Origin of the sequence: Hahella sp. CR1, assembly GCF_029813005.1 — a bacterium.
Classification (GTDB): domain Bacteria; phylum Pseudomonadota; class Gammaproteobacteria; order Pseudomonadales; family Oleiphilaceae; genus Hahella.
In genome coordinates this window covers 60,105-78,280 of record NZ_JAPELK010000015.1, presented here as the reverse complement: position 1 = coordinate 78,280, position 18,176 = coordinate 60,105, and the positions used below count along the sequence as shown (strand labels likewise).

Genomic DNA, 18,176 nt, shown 5'->3' with positions numbered 1-18,176 from the left:
AAGCGGCGGAAGCATAAACGCCTGAGGTGGGCTTCGATGCGCAATCAAGCACCCGCTAAAAGCAGGCAGCGAATATTTGATGAGTTAAATTCCGCGACCTAATAGACCAATTAAAGCGGCGGTCGCAGAGTTGTCTTTCTGATACATGGGATCAAACATGCTAAGTATTAAAGACCTTTACGCTCGGGTAGAAGAAAAAGAGATTCTGAAAGGACTGACGCTGGACGTGAAGCCCGGCGAAGTCCACGCCATCATGGGCCCCAACGGTTCAGGCAAAAGCACCCTGACCCACGTATTGTCCGGGCGCGAAGGTTATGACGTCACTTCCGGCGAAATCAATTATTTCGGCCAGAATCTGCTGGACATGGAGCCGGAAGAACGCGCCCGCGAAGGTATATTCCTGGCGTTCCAGTATCCAGTGGAAATCCCTGGCGTCAGCAATATTCAATTCCTGCGCACAGCGATGAACAGCATCCGCAAGCATCGCGGCGAAGAAGAACTGGACGCGGCGACTTTCCTGAAACTGGCCCGTCAAAAGATCGGCATGGTCAACCTGGATCCTGACTTCCTCAAGCGCGGCGTCAACGAAGGTTTTTCCGGCGGCGAGAAAAAGCGTAACGAGATTCTGCAAATGTTGATGCTGGAGCCCAAGCTGGCGCTGCTGGATGAAACCGACTCCGGCCTGGACATCGACGCCCTGCAAGTCGTGGCCAACGGCGTCAATGCACTGCGCAGCCCTGATCGCGCCGTGGTTCTGGTGACCCACTATCAGCGTCTGCTGAACTACATCGTACCGGACTACGTACACGTTCTGGCCAACGGCCGCATCGTCAAATCCGGCGGTCGTGAACTGGCTCTGGAACTGGAAGAGAAAGGGTACGGCTGGTTGAACCTGGACGACGACAAAGTAGCGTAGGCGAGGTATTCATGGCGACCCAAAGCAACCCCTACGCAGACTTTCACCGCCAATGCGTGGAAGCCTCGCAATCCTGGAGCGAACAACTGGGCGACAACCTGCGCTGGCTTGACGACGCCCGCAGTGAAGGCCGCAGCCTTTTCGCCGGTCTGGAGCTTCCAACCCGCAAAACAGAAGCCTGGCGCTACACGCCTATTGCCCCCATCGTGCAGGGCGATATTCTGCGTTTGCGGACAACGGAATCCGCTGACGCTCCGCAAGGCATTACTGGCGACTTCTATACTCTGACATTCCATAACGGTCAGCTGGCCGCATCCAATATCGACGACTCCGCTCTGGAAGTGATCCCCTTCTCGTCAGCGGACGCAGCCGGTCAGGCGCTGATCAAAGAGTATCTGGGCAAAACATTCGACGCCGCCAGGCACCCCTTTGCCGCATTGAATGCAGGCACTCTGCAGGACGGCGCGCTTATCCGCGTCAGAAAAGACAGCAAAGCGCTCAAACCAGTGCAAATCGTCCATACTGCGGACGTTTCCGGCGAAGCGGCTTCCAGCTATAACCGCGTGATCGTGGTGGTGGAGTCCGGCGCCAAACTGGAGCTGCTGGAAACTTATGTCGACACCCATGAGCGCAAAGTTTTCCAAAACACCGTGACGGAAGTGTTTCTCGCCGCCAACAGCACAATGACGCACTACGCGTTGAACTGCGAAGGCGCCAACCAGATTCATACCGGTTGCGTGTTCGTCGAACAGCAAGGCGGCAGCCACTACGAGCAGCATGCTTTCGCCACCGGCGGCGCACTGAAACGTCGCGACATCAATGTGAAATTGCTGGGACAACTGGCGTCCTGCAAGCTGAATGGCGTTTATCTGGCGGGCGGTCGTGAGCATGTGGATTTCCACACTACGATTGAGCACGTGGCCCCGCATTGCGTCAGCGAAGAAACCTACAAAGGCATTATCAACGGTAAAGGCAAAGCGGTGTTCAACGGCCGCGTGCATATCCACCGTGACGCCCAGCAGTCTTCCGCGGCGATGAACAACAATAATCTGTTGTTGACCAATACCGCCGAGGTGAACACCAAGCCCGAACTGGAAATTTACGCCGACGACGTCAAATGCGCGCACGGAGCCACCGTGGGCCAGTTGGACGACATGGCGCTGTTCTACTTTCAGTCCCGCGGCATCACCCGGTCTGATGCGCACCGCATGCTGAGCCGCGCGTTCGTGGAGTCCGTCATGGCGGAAATGGAGATCGAAACGGCTCACGCCTACGTACTCGAACTGGCGGAGCGTTTCTATAATGAAGGAGCGCAGGAGGCTACAGCATGACCCAGGCGATTAAACGTCCCTTTGATGTTCTGTCCGTCCGCGAGGACTTCCCTATCCTGCAACAGCAGGTGAACGGTAAACCTCTGGTATACATGGATAACGCAGCCACAGCGCAAAAGCCGCTGGCGGTTATCGAGGCGATGAACACGTATTATCGGGAGTTTAACGCCAACGTGCATCGCGGCGCCCACAGCTTGAGCGACCGCGCGACAGGCGAGTTTGAAGCCGCCCGTGATAAAGTGCGCGCCTTCGTCAACGCGCCGTCTCGTGAAGATATCATCTGGGTGCGCGGCGTCACTGAAGCCATTAATCTGGTGGCGCAATCTTACGCCCGCAGCACCCTGCGGCCTGGCGACGAGATTATCGTCAGCCAGCTTGAACATCACGCCAATATCGTGCCCTGGCAGATCGTGGCGCAACAGACTGGCGCTCAGGTAAGGGTCATTCCGATTACGCCTGACGCCGAGCTGGACATGGCCGCCTATCAGGCCCTGCTGAACGAAAAAACCCGCATCGTCGCGGTGAACCATGCGTCCAACGCGATGGGCACCGTGAATCCCGTCAAAGAGATGATTCGTCTGGCGAAAAGCGTTGGCGCGGTGACGTTGATAGACGGCGCACAAGGCGCGCCGCACCTTGAAATCGACGTGCAGGATCTGGACTGCGACTTCTATGCGATTTCCGCCCATAAAGCGTTTGGACCTACCGGCATCGGCGCTCTATACGGCCGCAAAGCACTGCTGGAAGCCATGCCGCCATATCAAAGCGGCGGCGAAATGATTGAGCGCGTGTCCTTCTCCGGCACCACGTTCAACGTACCTCCTTTTAAGTTTGAAGCTGGTACGCCAGCCATTGCTGAAGCCATCGGTTTCGCAGCGGCGCTGGACTATCTGAACCAGTTCGATAAAGCGCAACTGAAAGCCCATGAAGACAGCCTGCTGCAACTTGCGGCGGAGCTGGCGCCGACCGTTCCCGGCTTACGTCCGGTGGGTACGGCGAAAAACAAAGTTTCCGTTTTTTCCTTTTTGGTGGACGGCCTGCATCCCAGCGACCTGGGCACACTGCTGGATCAACAAGGCATCGCCGTACGCACAGGACACCATTGCGCGCAGCCATTAATGGACTGCCTCGGCGTTCCCGGCACCACCCGCGCCTCTTTCGCGTTCTATAACACCCGCGAAGAGGTTGAAAAACTGTTCGCCGCCCTACAGAAGATAACCAGACTGTTTATTTAGGAGATAGACCACTATGTCCGCGCAAACCTTTACGCCTGAAGTGGGATTGCGTATCACCGACGCTGCGGCTCAACACATCCGCAAGCAGTTACGCCAGCATCCCGACGTCCAGGGTTTTCGCCTGGGCCTCAAAGCCAGCGGCTGCTCCGGCTTTAAATATATCGTGGATCTGGTTAAGGCCCCTTCCGACGATGATCGCAAGTTCGTACTCGCTGACGACATTCCTGTTTATGTTGACGCCAAGAGCCTGCCCTATATTAATGGCGCTGAGATCGACTTCGTCAAAGAAGGCCTGAATTACGCCTTCAAGTTCAACAACCCCAACGTAGACTCATCCTGCGGCTGCGGGGAAAGCTTTTCCATAAAAGAGGACGCCTGATCGATATGGAAAGAGAGGTTGTACTCACCAAACGGGACTGCATCGCGCGACTGGTTCCTGCGGGCACGGAGATCACCATCCCGGCGGATACATTCGTCACCATCACCCAGGCGCTGGGCGGCACGTTCACCGTTGTCGTCAACGGCAACCTGGCCCGAGTTGAGGGCAGAGACGCAGACGCGCTGGGCAAAAACGTCGCAGACTTTAACTTTGACGACATCACGGAAGGCGAAGTCAACGAACGTCATGTCTGGGAAGCATTACGCGCCGTTTTCGACCCGGAAATTCCCGTAAACATCGTTGACCTTGGCCTGGTGTACAACGTCGCCGTCAGCAAAGAAGACGGCAAGAACTGCGTTAATGTGGAGATGACCCTGACGGCGCCCGGCTGCGGTATGGGGCCCGTCATCGCCGATGACGTAAAACATAAACTCACGCTGGTGCCCAATGTGGACGAAGCGCGAGTGGAGTTGGTCTTCGATCCTCCCTGGAGCAACGACATGCTCAGCGAGGAAGCCAAACTCGAACTAGGCATGCTATAAGCTAACCGCAGGCGCCAAGTTCACCGCCTGCAGACAATGAATCAAGCAGACAGAACCAATAACCATGACCGCTGTAGACCAAGCCGATATTTTCACCGCCAACCCACTGGGAAAAGACACCACCATCGCAGACATCAAAGACAGTTTTGAGTTTCTGGATGACTGGGAAGAGCGCTACGGCTACGTCATTGACCTGGGCAAACAGGTCCCCGCGATGCCGGCGGAGCACAAAGTAGAGGAAAACTTTGTGCACGGCTGCCAGAGCCAGGTTTGGTTTATTCATCATCTGGACACCGCATCCGGCAAGATGTACGTCCTGGTCGCCAGCGACGCCATGATCGTACAAGGCCTCGCCGCTGTCGTAATGTGCGCCTTCAACGGCAAGTCCCCACAGGACATCGTAGGCTTCGATATGGACGCCCTGTTCACGGAGCTGGACCTGATGCGCCACTTGAGCCCCACACGCGGCAACGGTCTGCGCGCCATGGTGAAAAAAATTCAGGACGCCGCCCGCAGCGCTTTATAGCGGGTAGCCATGTGGACGGCCAGTTGTGGACGACCAGTTGCGGACGGCTAGTTGTGGACGACCAGTTGTGGACGGCTAATCATCCAAGGCGAGGAATCTGAGCAACGCCATGAATCTGGTTAAATGGATTTTTGACGACGAGATAGAAGTCGCCCTAACCCAAGACTTTGATAAGGCGCTGCTGACTCAGTTGGGACTCAAGCTCAACAAAACCTCCAAGCACAGCCGCGCTACGCCAAACGTTTACTATATCCCCTATCCCGCTGACGACGCCTTCAGCCCCACCACTTACGTGTTTACCCACAACGAGCGCCTCAGGGACATCTGCTTGCGTCTGCATGAACTCGGCTTCGTATTCTGGGGCACCTTCAAAACGGAAAAGTCTCCCATTGATTACATGCGGGAGCTGCAATACCGCGGCGTGCTGACAACGCCCTTTCGCGCACTCAATGCGGGAGAACAAGAGACCGTACTGATCGATGAGACCCAACGGAGCAAGTAGCCCCGCACAGCTCACCAGCCGCCCTCTCTACTTTATCCGCCACACTTTATCCGCCTTTCCCTTATCCCAGCAAAAAGGCAAGGCCTCATTCAAGACGCTTGCCTATGCTCCCATTCTGCTTAGACTACGAAAAAACGACGATAAAAATAGGAGCAGCACTCCATGGGATTCAAGCAACACTATCAACTTATGGCCGGATACAACCAGCGCATGAACAATCAGGTTTATGCGGCGGCGGCAAAACTGGACGAGAGCATCCTGACGCAAGATTCCGGAGCATTTTTCGGTTCCATTCTCGGCACCCTGAACCACATTATGGTGGCGGACCTGGTCTGGCTGGGGCGATATAGATCACTTTCCGACCGTTACCAGTCCCTGCAGGAACTGTCGCAGTTCTCCACGCCCAAAGCGCTGAGTGAGATTTTACATACGGATTTCAATGCGCTATCGGAGAAGCGACGTCAACTGGACGCCCTGATCATTCGCTGGCTTACCGACGAAGTAGCGGAAGAAGACTACGCTCTCAATCTCCACTACAGCAGCATGACCGGCGGGAAAAGCGTGCGTAACTTTGGCGAGCTGCTGGCGCACTTCTTCAATCACCAGACGCATCATCGGGGTCAGGCGAGCACACTGTTGTCACAGGCTGGGAAGGATATCGGCATCACTGATTTTGCGATTGATATCCCGAATCTCGCGCCTTCAGATTGAGGCTCAGTCGTCGGCTTCAGCCTGCGCGTGAATTCCGACGACAAACTGCTGCAGCCCCGTCTGCAGGGGGCCGGCAATCTCAGGGGATTGCATAATCCCCTCCACGTCCAGATTTGAACTGAGCAGAGGCACGGAAACACAGGCGTTGTCTATGATGCGGCCGGACATGGTGGCGACCACTTCGCGCAATGCCGCCTGAGCGTGGCTGGCCCGGGGCGAGGTGTTGATGAGCATGACAGGCAAGTATACGAACTCCTCGCCGCTCACCAGCCAATCAAGGGCGTTCTTCATAACGCCGCTGATTCCATGGGCGTATTCCGGACTGGCGATAATCAATCCTTGCGCTTGCGCCAATGCGGATTTCAACTCTCTTACAGCAGCGGGTAATTCATTTTCCAGGTCGGGATTAAACAGCGGCAGCTCGCCCAGCCCCTGATAGACTTTCACCGTTACGTCCTTCGGGGCCAATCTGCTTAAGGCCTCTATCGCCGCGGTGTTATAGGAGACCTTCCTGAGGCTGCCGGAGATGGCCAGAATGTTAAGAGGTTTCACAGTACAGTTTTCCCGTCCGCCAAGTCGAATCAAGCAACGACGCTCTTAAGGCAGCGCCTATGAGCGACCTATTCTAACGACTCGTGCGAACATGGCCAGCCTTCAGCCGGTCTTGCGGGACCGCTCCATTCTTCTGGCGAAAAAATCCTCGTAGGTGCGCCGCCAGGTGTCCAGTCCAGCTTCCCAGTGCAGACAGATGATCAGACGTTCAAAGCTGTCCGCATATTTCACCAAGACTTCCAGACCCTCATGGGCGGCCATGGATTGCGGCGTTTTATTGGTTCCCGCACCGAGGGCGGGGAAAGCAATGGTTTTGACACCCTGCTCCAGCGCCAGCCGAACCACGCTCTCATAACAATTGGCCAACAAATGCAGATCAGAACCGCCCCATTGGTCGCCGCCCGTCCACTGCGGCGTCACAGTATGGATAATATGTTTGGCGGGCAGCTTGAAACCCGGCGTCAGGCAAGCGTCGCCCACCTTACACTCCCCAGCCTGAGAACAGGCCGCCTCCAACGCCTCTTCTCCCGCCTGCTCAAAAATCTGCGCGGACAAGCCCCGGCCTTTACTGAGATATTTGTGGGCGGGACAAACAATGGCGTCCACCTCCAACTCGGTGATGTCGCCGCATAGAAACTCAATCATTCCACTCACCCCGTGCAATATTGTCTACATGCAACCCTGAAAAACGCTCCTATAAACAAGTATTGCACAGATCGGGGGAATGTCTTTTCGCCGGGGCAAACCAGTGATCAGGCTCCCGGCTCTACCTGCACCGCCTCACTGCGGCTAAACCCCTCAATGGATTGGGTGACTTCCGGGTTGCGATTGCGGGTGATTTCGTAGTTCCAGACTTCGATATAGCGGATGCCGAGTTTTTTAGCTTGCTCGAACATGCCGCCGTAGCCGCCGGCGCCGAAACGGCGGCCCTGGTCGGAGCGTCCGATGGCTTGTGCATATTTGTAGCCGCGAAAGTCGCGGACTTCCTGCAGCAGAGCGTTCTGGTAGTTTTCTCGTCCTGACAGCCACCAGACGGCGATGCCGACCCGATCGCGGTAGTTCTTCTCTATCAGGCGCATGATGCGTTCCGGCGTTTCCACCGTGCCGATTTCATGCACTTCGAAAGCGAGATATTTTTGCGGGAACGCCCGGTAAAAAGAGTCGATGGCTTCTCCCGCCGCGCGCACCCATTTGTCGGGGGTGAAGCCCTGACGTTGCAGGTCTTCATAGCGGTTGCCGTTGAAGTGGCCTTCAATGCCATTGGAGGTGGCTTGCGGCACATACACCAGTTTCAGAGTTTCATCGTTCCCGTACTTCTTGCCCAGAGCTTCCGCCAGTAATTTCAGGCGCGCTTGCAAAAGCAGATCCCAGTAGGGAACAATACGCGTGCGCTCTCCGCGAAAACGTATTTCCATGGAGCCTGCGCCCTCATCGAACAGCCAGTCCGGCGCCCGGGGGCCCGCCAAAACGGCGAGGGACCATAATTTGCCGTAGTGACGCACGCCCTGTAGCTGCGCTTCGATGACGGAGAAATCATACTGTCCGGGCCTGGGCTCTATATCCGACCAGAACACTCTGACCAGCCCCCCTTTCACGAACGCCGGGCGTAAAGAATCTGCTTCCTTGCCTATCACATGGCTGCTGAATATGCCCCGTGGCGGCGCGAATTTTTCTTTATCGGGTGCTGGCGTTTTTACTGAGGTGGACGGCGTTTGTGATGCGACGCCAGCATCCCCCGCCCAAGCGGTGAGAGGGATCAAACCCGCCAGTGCCGACAAAAGAATGATGAGTTTTCCAATCTGTTCCATGACAGCGCTCCTGTCTCCATCCGTTATGTCAGATTCTGCAACTGGCCTCCTGCAAAATAAAGGCCTAAGGCGGGTTGTTAAGGGGATTTAATGCCGGGCTTTGTCGCCTCATAATAGTGGGGCATACTGACGGCATAAGACCGCAATGACCTCTCCAAGGAGTTTTATGGGGACCTTTTCCTACCGGGCGTTCAAGCGCAGATTCCCGTTGTTGTCACGCATGGCGACGCTGAGCGCGCTGACTCTCCTCACTACATTCGCACACGCCGAGACCATCGCGACAGGCGACATGGGCCAGTGTCAGGGCGGCATTGAATACCGCGCCAAAACGCTGACGTTCCGTCTCTCCCACGGTGACGTCTTTTATTGCGGCGCCACGCAAGAAGAGACTCTCGCGCTATTGAACACTGCGCTGAATGTATTGCCTGAAAACGCTCAGCTTGAGCACCTCATTATCGGCAGACTGATCGACTACGACTGGATCGGCGCCCATCTGGTCTCCACCCTGAAGCAGGATAAAAACTGGAACGCCGCCCAGGCGCGCCCGCACAAGTCCGAAGGTAGTGCGCCAAACGCCTACGCCTATGTAAGCAACGTGCTCTCAGGCGAACCTATTGCGACCACATGGAACAGAACACTGCACACACGCGGCGTGGAAATCGCTGGAGCCAGCATCGAAAAACTGCTGATCAGCGGCCCGGACGTTCACCAAGATCCTACCTGGGTTCCCTCGCAAAAAGGCTATCCCTTCGATGCGATTCTGTATTACCGGCTGCGCCCGTTGAGCGCGCCCAGTGCAACGGAGTAAGTCGCCATGACGCAACCTTCCGCAACACAAACCAGCATGCCGCCCTACATGCAAAGCGACGACCGGGTCGTCCTGTTCGACGGCGTCTGCAAGCTCTGTAACGCCTGGTCAAAATTCCTGATCAAATACGACAAGCGCAGACAGTTCAAAATGGCCTCCGTGCAATCCCCTGAGGGACAGGCGATTTTGGCCTGGTTTGACATGCCGCTGGACCGTTTTGACACCATGCTTTATGTCGAAGGCGACCGCGCCTTTGAGAAATCCGAAGCCTTCCTGCGCATCATTGCGCAATTTCCCGCGCCCTGGCGCTACCTGAAAGTTTTCCGCATACTGCCGCGCGCTCTGAGGGACTGGGGCTACGATCTTATCGCTCAGAACCGGTATCGCCTCTTCGGCAAATATGATCATTGTCTGCTGCCTAGGCCGGACCATAACAGCCGCTTTCTGCAAGGCGCGCCAACGCAGCCCTTGGCCGAAAATCCAACCAATAAATGACTCAATACGAGCGGACAGGAACGTACTCATAATGGATGTATTGCAACGTATTCACTGGGTTGCGCGCCTCAGCGTAGCCGGCGTCTTTCTTTATCACGGCCTTGTTCCCAAAATACTGTGGCTCAGCCCAACCGAGCTGGCCATGATTGAAGCCCAGGGCCTGGGCCAGTACGCCCCGCAGATCGCCATGGCCGGCGGCGTGGCGGAAATCATCCTGGGGCTGCTGATCGCACTGCCGCTGCGCAGCAGCCTTCCGCTGTTGGTCGCTGGCGTCGCGCTGATCGGTCTCCTGGCGGATGTCGCGTTGTTTTCCCCAGGCTTATTGGTGGACGCCTTCAATCCGGTGACCGTCAATCTCGCCACTCTGGCGCTGGTCTGGATCGCCTGGATAAGCAAAGAAAGTCACAAAAATATCCCCTAAGCGGAATTTATTTTTCTCCCGCCCTGGATTTCCGCCTGCTTTTGCTATGCTGTTAGGGATAAAAAAGCGCTTGATGTCTGTGAGTAGGGTTTGTTGAACGCGTCGATAGCGTCAACGAGCCCACTAGTCCCCCCCAAGAAAGACGCCGCACCGATGGGCTCCGCGCCGATATGCCGGAAATTGAGCCCAGGTGGGGTTTCGCGCCTGTTGTTTAACTTTTTCAACACAGGACAACGCCCATGGAATCCAAACCCCTTATTACCCAAACTGGTCGGACTAACGCGATCAGTTGCGCAGAATTAATCGTTAAATATCTCAGTCTGCTAAAAGTGCCGTTTGTATTCGGCGTGTCCGGCGGCAACATCGACCCGCTGGGCAGCGCCCTCGCCCGCCACGAGGAAAATACCCATGTACGCTGGATACTGACGCGCTCCGAAGCCGGTGCGGGCTTTATGGCGGACGGCTTCGCCAGAGAGAGCGGCGTCATCGGCGTGTGCAGCGCCACCTCCGGCCCGGGCTGCACTAATTTATTGACGCCTGTGAGCAACGCCTTCGTGGACGGCGTTCCCATGCTGGTCATCACGGGACAGAGCACCATCAGCACCTTCGGCCGCGGCGCCATGCAGGAAAGCAGCGCTTCCGGCGTCGACACCATACTTATGTTCAAGGGCTGCACCCGCTACAACACGCTGGTATCTCATCCCGAACAACTGGAGCACAACCTGCTGGCGGCCTTGAGCCACGCCACCGGCCCGACTCCAGGCCCCGTGCATATCAGCATTCCACTGGATATTTTCGAAACTCCGATTCCATCCAGCCGCAACCCCATCTCCCTGCATACCTTTCTGGGACAGGAGATCACCCCGGACAGAGTCGTGCTGCAACGCCTGAACACCATCTTGCGAGGCTACCAGCGCGGCGTCATCGTCATCGGCAACGGATGCGCCGGCGCCATGCGGGAGATTCTCTGTTACGCGGAGCGACGCGCCTGGCCCATCGTCACCACGCCGATGGGGCGCGGCCTGATGTCCGCTGATCATCCCCTGTATCGGGGCGTGTTCGGCACGGCGGGGCATGAGTCCGCCCGCAAAACCCTGACGGCGGAGGAAGCGGACATCATTATGGTGGTATGCGCCAATCTGGATGAGCACGCCACCTGCGGCTGGGACGGCAGCACTATCCTGTCGCGGCGTCTGGTGCACATCAACAACAATCCGGAGCACCTCGCCAAATCCCATATGGCGCAAATGAATCTGATGGGCAGTCCACGCATCGTCTTCGACTATCTCAATCAGGAAAACCAGGCCGCTCCCGCTGCGGACGCCAGCGAAGAAATCCTCCCCGCCCTACGCAATGAAAACAACCTGCCCAAAAATATCAGCGTGCTGCATATCGAGGACTGCAATACCGACACTACCCCTATCAACCCGCGCCGACTGTTCTGGCGGCTTAGCCAATGCGCGCCCAAAGGCGTGCATCTCTATGCGGACGCCGGCAACGCTTTTTTCTGGGCCACCCATTACTGGCATCCTCGCTCAGCCTCGGTCATTGACGTGAATAAAATGCCGATCTCCATGGGATTCGCCGCCATGGGCTGGGCGATCGGCGCGGCCATCGGCGGCAAGTTCGCCAACCCGCATATTCCGGTGCTTTGCATCACCGGGGACGGCAGTTATTTGATGACCGCGCAGGAAATCACCGTCGCCAAGCAGCACAACCTAAACGTGGTGATTCTGATATTGAATAACGGCGTGTTGGGCACTGTCATGCACGGGCAACGCATGCGCGGCATGAAGAGTTTCGGCAATGAGTTACCGCAAACCAACTTCGCCATGCTCGCCCAATCCTTAGGCGTGGAGTCCTATCGCATCAGGGACTTTGAAGAACTGGCGCGTCTGGACATTGCCTCCCTGTTTAAACGCCCGGGGCCTGTCCTGTTGGATGTCTTGGTGGACAAAGAAGTCCCTCCGCCGATAGGACAACGCATTAAAAACCTGGAGGCGTCACATCCCGCTCCCCGGGCGCCGACATTGACCAGCGCCTGATCCGCTGTCGCCCGTTAAGAACAAAGCGAAGCGCTATTTCGTGCCGTATATCCGATCCCCGGCGTCGCCCACGCCGGGTCGGATATAGGCATGGTCATCCAGATGACTGTCGATCACTCCTGCATATACCGACACGTCCGGGTGTTCTTCACGAAACAGGCTGACGCCTTCCGGTGCGGCGAACAGGCAGATAAAGCGGATATCCTGCGCCCCCAGATCCTTGATTTTATGCACCGCCGCCGTCGCGGAGTGTCCTGTGGCGAGCATGGGGTCAACGCAGATCACCGTCCGTTGATCCAGATCCGGCGGCATCTTGACGTAATACTCAATGGGCATTTTGGTCTGCGGATCGCGATAGAGTCCGATGTGCCCCACCCGCGCCGACGGCGACAGTTGCAGTACGCCTTCGGTCATGCCATTGCCCGCCCGCATGATGGTGACGATACAGAGCTTCTTGCCTTTCAATGTCGGCGACATCGTCTTCTCCAGAGGCGTTTCCACTTCCACCAGTTCCGTCTCCAGGTCGCGGGTGGCTTCATAGCCAATCAATACGCCCAACTCCTGCACCAGCATGCGGAATTCCCGGGTGGAGGTGTTTTTGTCACGCAGACTGGTAAGCTTATGCTGCACAAAGGGATGATTGACCATGTACACGCCGGGATGTTTATCCACTAATGAAGTCATTGTCATAGCTGTCTCTCAACCATTGCTGATATAGATTTGTTGGAAGTCTGCAGCGACTTCCCTCGCCTCAAAATAAAGTGCCGTCCGCACGGTATCGGATTGGCGGCGCGCCGTTTGGCGAGCGCGCGAAGGCCAGTTTACGCCCAGCGCTCCAGGTTCCGCCTTCCAGTATTTGCGACATCGTCAGCGCCACGCCACGCTCCCTAAGCTGCGTATTCAAACGCGCAGCGAGCTGATCAACGACAGCGACGGTCATCGCCCGTAACTCCACCACTTCCGGCGCACCCGGTTCATACTCCGTCGCCGCGAAGGCGGGATCTTTCGGCTCCAGCACGCCCATATCCAGCAGCAGCCCGCCATTGCGATATTCCGCCAGCGCCGTCAGCGTATCGTCCTCAATGACCTCCATACCGGAGATGCGCCAGGCTTCCGTCAGGGAGTACATCATCCATTGGGAAAGCTTGTGGAAAGGGATCAACCCCGCGCCCAGCTCATTCGCTCCGACGCCAGGGTACGCCCAGACATCGCCGAGCGCGCCCAGCTCAGGGTCTCGCACTGGCCAGACGCCGGACAACAGTTTCAGCAACTCACGAAAAGCGAAGTCCACAGACAAACCGCCTGAAACTCCGGCCCCTCTTGCTGCACTGGCCGTCGCACTGGCCGCCTGCAGATACAGCGCCAAGGCGCCAAGGCGCCCCTCTCCACCGAAGACGCCCGGCGCGCTCGCCACAACATCGCCTAATCGACGCAACAAGGTCACCCGTTCCTGCAGACCTATCAGCGGATTGTGTTCACTGACTTGAAAGCAGGCCGCCAGTTGCGCAGTCGTCAATTTCCTTAAGCCGTCCGCATCCACTCGGAAAGGCGTTCCCGCTGAGCACAACGCCCCCTGCGCGTAAAGCGCCACGCTGGCGGCCCCCAGCCCTTCAGAACGGGATAACGTCAGCCCGCTGGCGGACTCGACATAGCGCCAATCGGCGCCAGCGCCGGCATCCAGCAGCACGCTGACTATGGTTAGCTCCGTCGCCCGCATTTTCAGCTCATTCAGATCTCCCGCGCCGTCAGCGATAGGAGACCACCGGTCCACGCCACCGCAGGAAAAATGACGCCAGCGGCTGTGTGGAGGTATGTTCAGATCAGGGTAATTCTCCAATATGACGCCCATGACGTACTCCGCCGCCGCTTCAACTCTATCGGCCCGATAGTCGTATGCGAGCATCTCGCCAGCGCATGCGCGGTCAAAGATTTCGCCGCAGCGCGAGCGCACGGTTTCCGCGCGCCACAGGTGTAATTGCGTTGCCGTATAGACGGATGCTTCCTGCGCCGTCGCGAAGTTTTCCTGCAAGTTCGACATCAATAGGCCTCCAGATCCCTGCCGGATTTAACGCTTAGCGCGTCTTTGGAAAGCGGAGCGCCTGGTGAGAAATAGCCCGCCGCCACTTTGGCGTCGATCTCCACCTTGGCGTCCTCCGGAATCATGTCATCAGGAATCGTAATGCGATTGACGATCTCGATGCCCTGACTGGTCAGCGCCTCAAACTTCATATTGCTCATGGACGCCATATGGTCGATGCGCGTCACGCCCAACCAGTGCAACGGGTCCGGCATCAATGGCTGAAAGCGCATATCCTCGACGCCGGCGATGCACTCGGTACGTTCAAAGTAGGCGTCCGCACGGTCGCCGCCCACTTGCCGTTTACGGGCGTTGTACACCAGAAACTTGGTCACCTCTCCAAGGGCTCTTCCCTCTTTGCGGTTATACAGGATGATCCCTACGCCGCCGCGCTGGGCGACGCGAATGCACACTTCGATGCCGTGGGTGAGATAGGGGCGGCAGGTGCAAATATCCGAGCCGAAAACATCGGAGCCATTGCACTCGTCGTGCACCCGGCAGGCGACTTCCCGCTCGGGATCGGAGATAGCCGTATGGTCGCCGAACAGATATAACGTCACGCCGCCGATGGGAGGCAAAAACACCGACAAGTCTGGCCGCGTCACCAGCTCGGGAAACATGCCGCCGGTGTGCTCAAACATCGCCTTGCGCAAGGTCGCCTCCGCCACACCCAAGCGTCGCGCGACGCCAGGCAGATGCCAAACCGGCTCAATGGCGACCTTGGTGACATTGGCTTCGCCGGTCGCCAGCAATATTTTGCCGTCGGCGGGAATCAGCCCTTGCTTCACCGCATATTGAATTTCGGGAATCGCAATGCGCGCTTTGGTGACGGCGATAGTGGGTCGGATATCCAACCCTTGTTGCAGGTGCGTTTGGAAGTCAGAGGCCACGCGATGGCCCCAGGGGTCGAGGGAGACAATCTTGTCCGCATCGCTCCATTGCGGGTGCGACCCCAAATCGATCACAGGCTCCGTATTGGTAAGATCCGGCCGGTGCAGCGGCGATAAATCGCCCTTCGCCACCGCCAGGGCGCGATACAGACTATAAGCGCCGGCATGAGAGCCAATGGTGTTTTTGCAGGCGGGATTGGACAGCGTTCCAATAATCGGCCCACGTTCGCCAATATCCGCAGCCCCCCATTTGACGGGATGTTTCACCCCATTGCGCGTATGCGAGGTCAACGCTATCGCGCGCACTTGCTGGTCTACCCCCATAGCCACATCCTCAGCTATCGACGACAGGTCGTCGAGGTTGTAAACCCAATATACTGCAGATTTCATTCCAGTAATTGACCAAGCAGTCAACTAATGGGCGCGAGTACTATGCGAGTACTAAAATCAATGAGTTGAACAGTGACAACAGGGTTCCGGCGGAGGGGGGAAAAACAAAAAGGCGGAGGATTAAAGACGCCGCTGCGCATTCATTGTGCAACGGCGCCCGGAGACTGTGCAGCGATCAATAAGTCCAGTTAACCGTCAGCTTGGCGCTGCGGGGCGCGCCATAATAACTCTGCGCCCAGTACAGACTGTTCAGGTATTTTTCGTCTGTAATGTTGTCCAGATTCAAGGTAGCGCTCCAGTTATCCGTAAAATCATACTTCGCCATCAGGTTGACCAGCATGTAATCCTCCTGAGTGGTGCGGATGGATTCGCCCGCATTAGGACCCGTCGTAGCCACGCCTTGCTCTCTGTAGATGTCGTCCTGCCAGCTCAAACTGGCGCCCACTTTCAAGCGCTCCAGACTGGGAACGCGATAGCTGGACGACAACCGCAGCATACGCCTGGGTACATAGGTCTTGGCGTCCTCGCCGTCTTTGTCTTCGATGGAAACATACGTGAAACCGCCCGCCACTTCCCAGCCGGGAGACACTTCTCCGGCGATCTCCAACTCATACCCCTGACTGGAAACGCCATCCACGCCTTTGTAGTAATTCGTGCTGGTTCCAGGATAAACGCCCGCCACTTCCGCGACGTTGTCCTGTTCGGTTTTGAAGACAGCGACGGTGGTATTGAGGCGTTCGTTGAACAGCCCACTCTTCAACCCTGCTTCGATGTTGTCGCCCTTCACTGGCGCGATGCGGTTATGGTCGATGTCGTCTTTGAACTGGGGATCGAATATTTTGGTGTAGCTGACATATACCGAATGATTTTCATGTATATCCGCCACAACGCCGGCATAGGGAACCACTTCTCCACTTTGCGTTTCTTTCTTGCTGTCGCCGTAGGTGACGCCGCTGCTCTCCAGGTCCGTCACACGGAAACCGGTGATCAAGGTCAGGCGATCCATTGGCTTAAGCCGGGTGGCGGCGTACAGGCTTCTGCGCTTATCGGTGAATTCGCTGCCAGCTACGCCTGCGTTGTATTCCGGGTCGGGATAATTGCCATCCCAATCGTCAATGTCATCGATTTCCGTCCCGATTCCCGCCCCATATTTAGACTCGTCCCACACCTTGGATTTAGACCAGTTCAAACCAATCACCGCTTCGTGTTCACGTCCTCCCAGGGTAAATGGCCCTGTCGCATAAACATCTGCAATCCACTGCTCGTTATCAAAGCCGTACAGGCTGGGATACGCGTAAAGATCAGACCCGGACGTATCCGGATTCGGCGTCCCATAGACATAAAACAGCTTGGTATCGGCCTTGACCTGCTGACGAGTGAGCACGCCTTTGACACGCCAGCCGTTGGCGAAGTCATGGGCCAGCTCAGCAAAAGAGCTGTCGATACGTCCATCCCAGTACGCCCAATCCGTCGCCGTGCTGACGGATGCATCGTAATTCGTCGCCGAACCATCCGTCCGGTACAGCGGCAATGCGCCCCACATTGGGCTATTGGAAAGCGTATCCTGGCGACTGTGACCCAACGTCAGCGTGGTGCTGTCATTCAGGTCGGCCTCCACCACGCCATAAAAAATGGTCTTTTCCTGCTCATAGCGATCCAGATAGGACTCTTTATCCTGATAGGACACGACCAGCCTGCCGCGCACTCTCTCAGAATCCAGCAAAGCGCCGGAAACATCCGCGTCCACACGACGGTTATCCCATGAGCCATAAGAAATCCCCACGGAAGCCTGAGTGTCCGCCGTCGGCCGCTTGCGCACGAAGTTAACCGTGGCGGAGGGCGTTCCTGTGCCCGTCATCAGCCCATTGGCGCCGCGCAGCACCTCAATGCGATCGTATATCGCAGTATCTATATCGCCGTACAGATTGCCGTATACGAAAGGGACGCCAATGCCATCGAGCTGAAAGTTGGTGATATCAAAGCCTCTCGCCGTAAAGTAGGTGCGGTCGGTTTCCACCTGCTCCACGGTGACGCCGGGACTGTACGCCAGCACATCGTTAATATCCGTCAGCGCAAAGTCCTGCAGTTGCGTTCGGGTGATCACCGACACCGACTGCGGCGTCTCCCGCAACGACATGTCCAACCGCGACGCTGTGTTGCTGGCGCGAGTTGTATATGACCCGCTGCCTTCCGTCGGGGCGACGCCGCCAGCCTTAGCGTTTACCGTCACCGGCTGCAACACCTGTACGTCATCGCTATCTTCCGCCGCGACGCCTCCTGAGGCCAGCAATCCCAGCGATAACACCGCCCCCCAGTACGCCAGTCCGTTGGCGGCATAGGGCGGCGCTTGACGAACGGATCGTCTGGCGCTGCAAGTTTGGGAAGAGATTGGGAATAAACGGGGCGCAAATTTACCGGGACAACGCTGCGTCGCCATACTGCGGGTTCCTCTCAGGTAGCAATTAATCTGGCAGACAAACAGCGTCCTTCTCTTTGTCTGAAATGACAGGACCTGCGTACGCCAAGTGGCCAGGCCTGCTTTCCGCTG

Annotated in this window: 19 protein-coding genes; 12 read left to right on the top strand and 7 right to left on the bottom strand. The window is 57.0% G+C overall.

The genetic code is table 11. The features are described 5' to 3' along the window. Positions 1 to 157 precede the first annotated feature (157 nt). From sufC to ONV78_RS27120, 8 genes are all read left to right on the top strand, one after another. Complete coding sequence (gene sufC, locus ONV78_RS27155) at positions 158 to 916, top strand: Fe-S cluster assembly ATPase SufC (RefSeq protein WP_216738558.1); 759 nt, start codon at positions 158 to 160, stop codon at positions 914 to 916. Between the two features lie 11 nt (positions 917 to 927). Further along, a complete protein-coding gene (gene sufD, locus ONV78_RS27150; protein WP_279507671.1) occupies positions 928 to 2,247 on the top strand; it encodes a Fe-S cluster assembly protein SufD in 1,320 nt (439 codons plus the stop codon). After that, on the top strand, positions 2,244 to 3,482 hold the full coding sequence (locus ONV78_RS27145) for a cysteine desulfurase (RefSeq protein WP_279507669.1): 1,239 nt from the start codon (positions 2,244 to 2,246) through the stop codon (positions 3,480 to 3,482). Before sufD ends, ONV78_RS27145 begins: the two co-directional genes overlap by 4 nt. 13 nt (positions 3,483 to 3,495) lie before the next feature. Continuing rightward, the gene (locus tag ONV78_RS27140) at positions 3,496 to 3,861 is read left to right on the top strand and encodes an iron-sulfur cluster assembly accessory protein (RefSeq protein ID WP_216738561.1); all 366 of its coding nucleotides are present in this window, start codon (positions 3,496 to 3,498) and stop codon (positions 3,859 to 3,861) included. Between the two features lie 5 nt (positions 3,862 to 3,866). Next, positions 3,867 to 4,403, top strand: coding sequence for a putative Fe-S cluster assembly protein SufT (gene sufT, locus ONV78_RS27135; RefSeq protein WP_279507667.1), 537 nt, complete (start codon positions 3,867 to 3,869; stop codon positions 4,401 to 4,403). Positions 4,404 to 4,467: 64 nt separating this feature from the next. After that, positions 4,468 to 4,929, top strand: a complete 462-nt coding sequence (locus ONV78_RS27130) for a SufE family protein (RefSeq protein ID WP_279507666.1) — start codon at positions 4,468 to 4,470, stop codon at positions 4,927 to 4,929. A 109-nt stretch (positions 4,930 to 5,038) separates the two neighbouring features. After that, a complete protein-coding gene (locus ONV78_RS27125) occupies positions 5,039 to 5,431 on the top strand; it encodes a hypothetical protein (RefSeq protein ID WP_279507664.1) in 393 nt (130 codons plus the stop codon). A gap of 162 nt (positions 5,432 to 5,593) precedes the next feature. After that, positions 5,594 to 6,142, top strand: a complete 549-nt coding sequence (locus ONV78_RS27120; RefSeq protein ID WP_279507661.1) for a DinB family protein — start codon at positions 5,594 to 5,596, stop codon at positions 6,140 to 6,142. A 3-nt stretch (positions 6,143 to 6,145) separates the two neighbouring features. Here ONV78_RS27120 and ONV78_RS27115 read toward each other — a convergent pair whose 3' ends face one another. From ONV78_RS27115 to ONV78_RS27105, 3 genes are all read right to left on the bottom strand, one after another. Beyond that, positions 6,146 to 6,694 carry an NAD(P)H-dependent oxidoreductase gene (locus ONV78_RS27115; protein WP_279507660.1) on the bottom strand — a complete coding sequence of 183 codons (549 nt, stop codon included), beginning with the start codon at positions 6,692 to 6,694 and terminating at the stop codon, positions 6,146 to 6,148. 102 nt (positions 6,695 to 6,796) lie between these two features. Continuing rightward, positions 6,797 to 7,339 (bottom strand): macro domain-containing protein, encoded by a 543-nt coding sequence (locus tag ONV78_RS27110; RefSeq protein ID WP_279507659.1) that lies wholly within the window; start codon positions 7,337 to 7,339, stop codon positions 6,797 to 6,799. 107 nt (positions 7,340 to 7,446) lie between these two features. After that, positions 7,447 to 8,502: a beta-galactosidase gene (locus ONV78_RS27105; protein WP_279507657.1), complete on the bottom strand. Its 1,056-nt coding sequence runs from the start codon at positions 8,500 to 8,502 to the stop codon at positions 7,447 to 7,449. Positions 8,503 to 8,668: 166 nt separating this feature from the next. On the opposite strand from ONV78_RS27105, the gene ONV78_RS27100 reads away from it, so the two are divergent. The 4 genes from ONV78_RS27100 to ONV78_RS27085 all read left to right on the top strand — a co-directional run bounded on the left by ONV78_RS27100 (position 8,669) and on the right by ONV78_RS27085 (position 12,271). After that, positions 8,669 to 9,310 carry a hypothetical protein gene (locus ONV78_RS27100; RefSeq protein ID WP_279507655.1) on the top strand — a complete coding sequence of 214 codons (642 nt, stop codon included), beginning with the start codon at positions 8,669 to 8,671 and terminating at the stop codon, positions 9,308 to 9,310. 6 nt (positions 9,311 to 9,316) lie between these two features. Continuing rightward, complete coding sequence (locus ONV78_RS27095; protein ID WP_279507653.1) at positions 9,317 to 9,805, top strand: thiol-disulfide oxidoreductase DCC family protein; 489 nt, start codon at positions 9,317 to 9,319, stop codon at positions 9,803 to 9,805. A 31-nt stretch (positions 9,806 to 9,836) separates the two neighbouring features. Continuing rightward, positions 9,837 to 10,226 (top strand): DoxX-like family protein, encoded by a 390-nt coding sequence (locus ONV78_RS27090; RefSeq protein ID WP_279507651.1) that lies wholly within the window; start codon positions 9,837 to 9,839, stop codon positions 10,224 to 10,226. Between the two features lie 239 nt (positions 10,227 to 10,465). After that, on the top strand, positions 10,466 to 12,271 hold the full coding sequence (locus tag ONV78_RS27085) for a thiamine pyrophosphate-binding protein (protein WP_279507649.1): 1,806 nt from the start codon (positions 10,466 to 10,468) through the stop codon (positions 12,269 to 12,271). Positions 12,272 to 12,304: 33 nt separating this feature from the next. Here the strand turns inward: ONV78_RS27085 and upp are convergent, their stop codons facing one another. The 4 genes from upp to ONV78_RS27065 form a co-directional block, all read right to left on the bottom strand. Continuing rightward, positions 12,305 to 12,961 (bottom strand): uracil phosphoribosyltransferase, encoded by a 657-nt coding sequence (upp, locus tag ONV78_RS27080; protein ID WP_347815433.1) that lies wholly within the window; start codon positions 12,959 to 12,961, stop codon positions 12,305 to 12,307. Positions 12,962 to 13,022: 61 nt separating this feature from the next. Then, the gene (locus tag ONV78_RS27075; protein WP_279507647.1) at positions 13,023 to 14,309 is read right to left on the bottom strand and encodes a DUF1688 family protein; all 1,287 of its coding nucleotides are present in this window, start codon (positions 14,307 to 14,309) and stop codon (positions 13,023 to 13,025) included. Beyond that, positions 14,309 to 15,628: a GTP cyclohydrolase II gene (locus tag ONV78_RS27070; protein WP_279507645.1), complete on the bottom strand. Its 1,320-nt coding sequence runs from the start codon at positions 15,626 to 15,628 to the stop codon at positions 14,309 to 14,311. The genes ONV78_RS27075 and ONV78_RS27070 overlap by 1 nt, the downstream gene beginning before the upstream one ends. Before the next feature lie 175 nt (positions 15,629 to 15,803). Then, positions 15,804 to 18,065, bottom strand: a complete 2,262-nt coding sequence (locus ONV78_RS27065; protein ID WP_279507643.1) for a TonB-dependent siderophore receptor — start codon at positions 18,063 to 18,065, stop codon at positions 15,804 to 15,806. Positions 18,066 to 18,176: the final 111 nt, after the last annotated feature.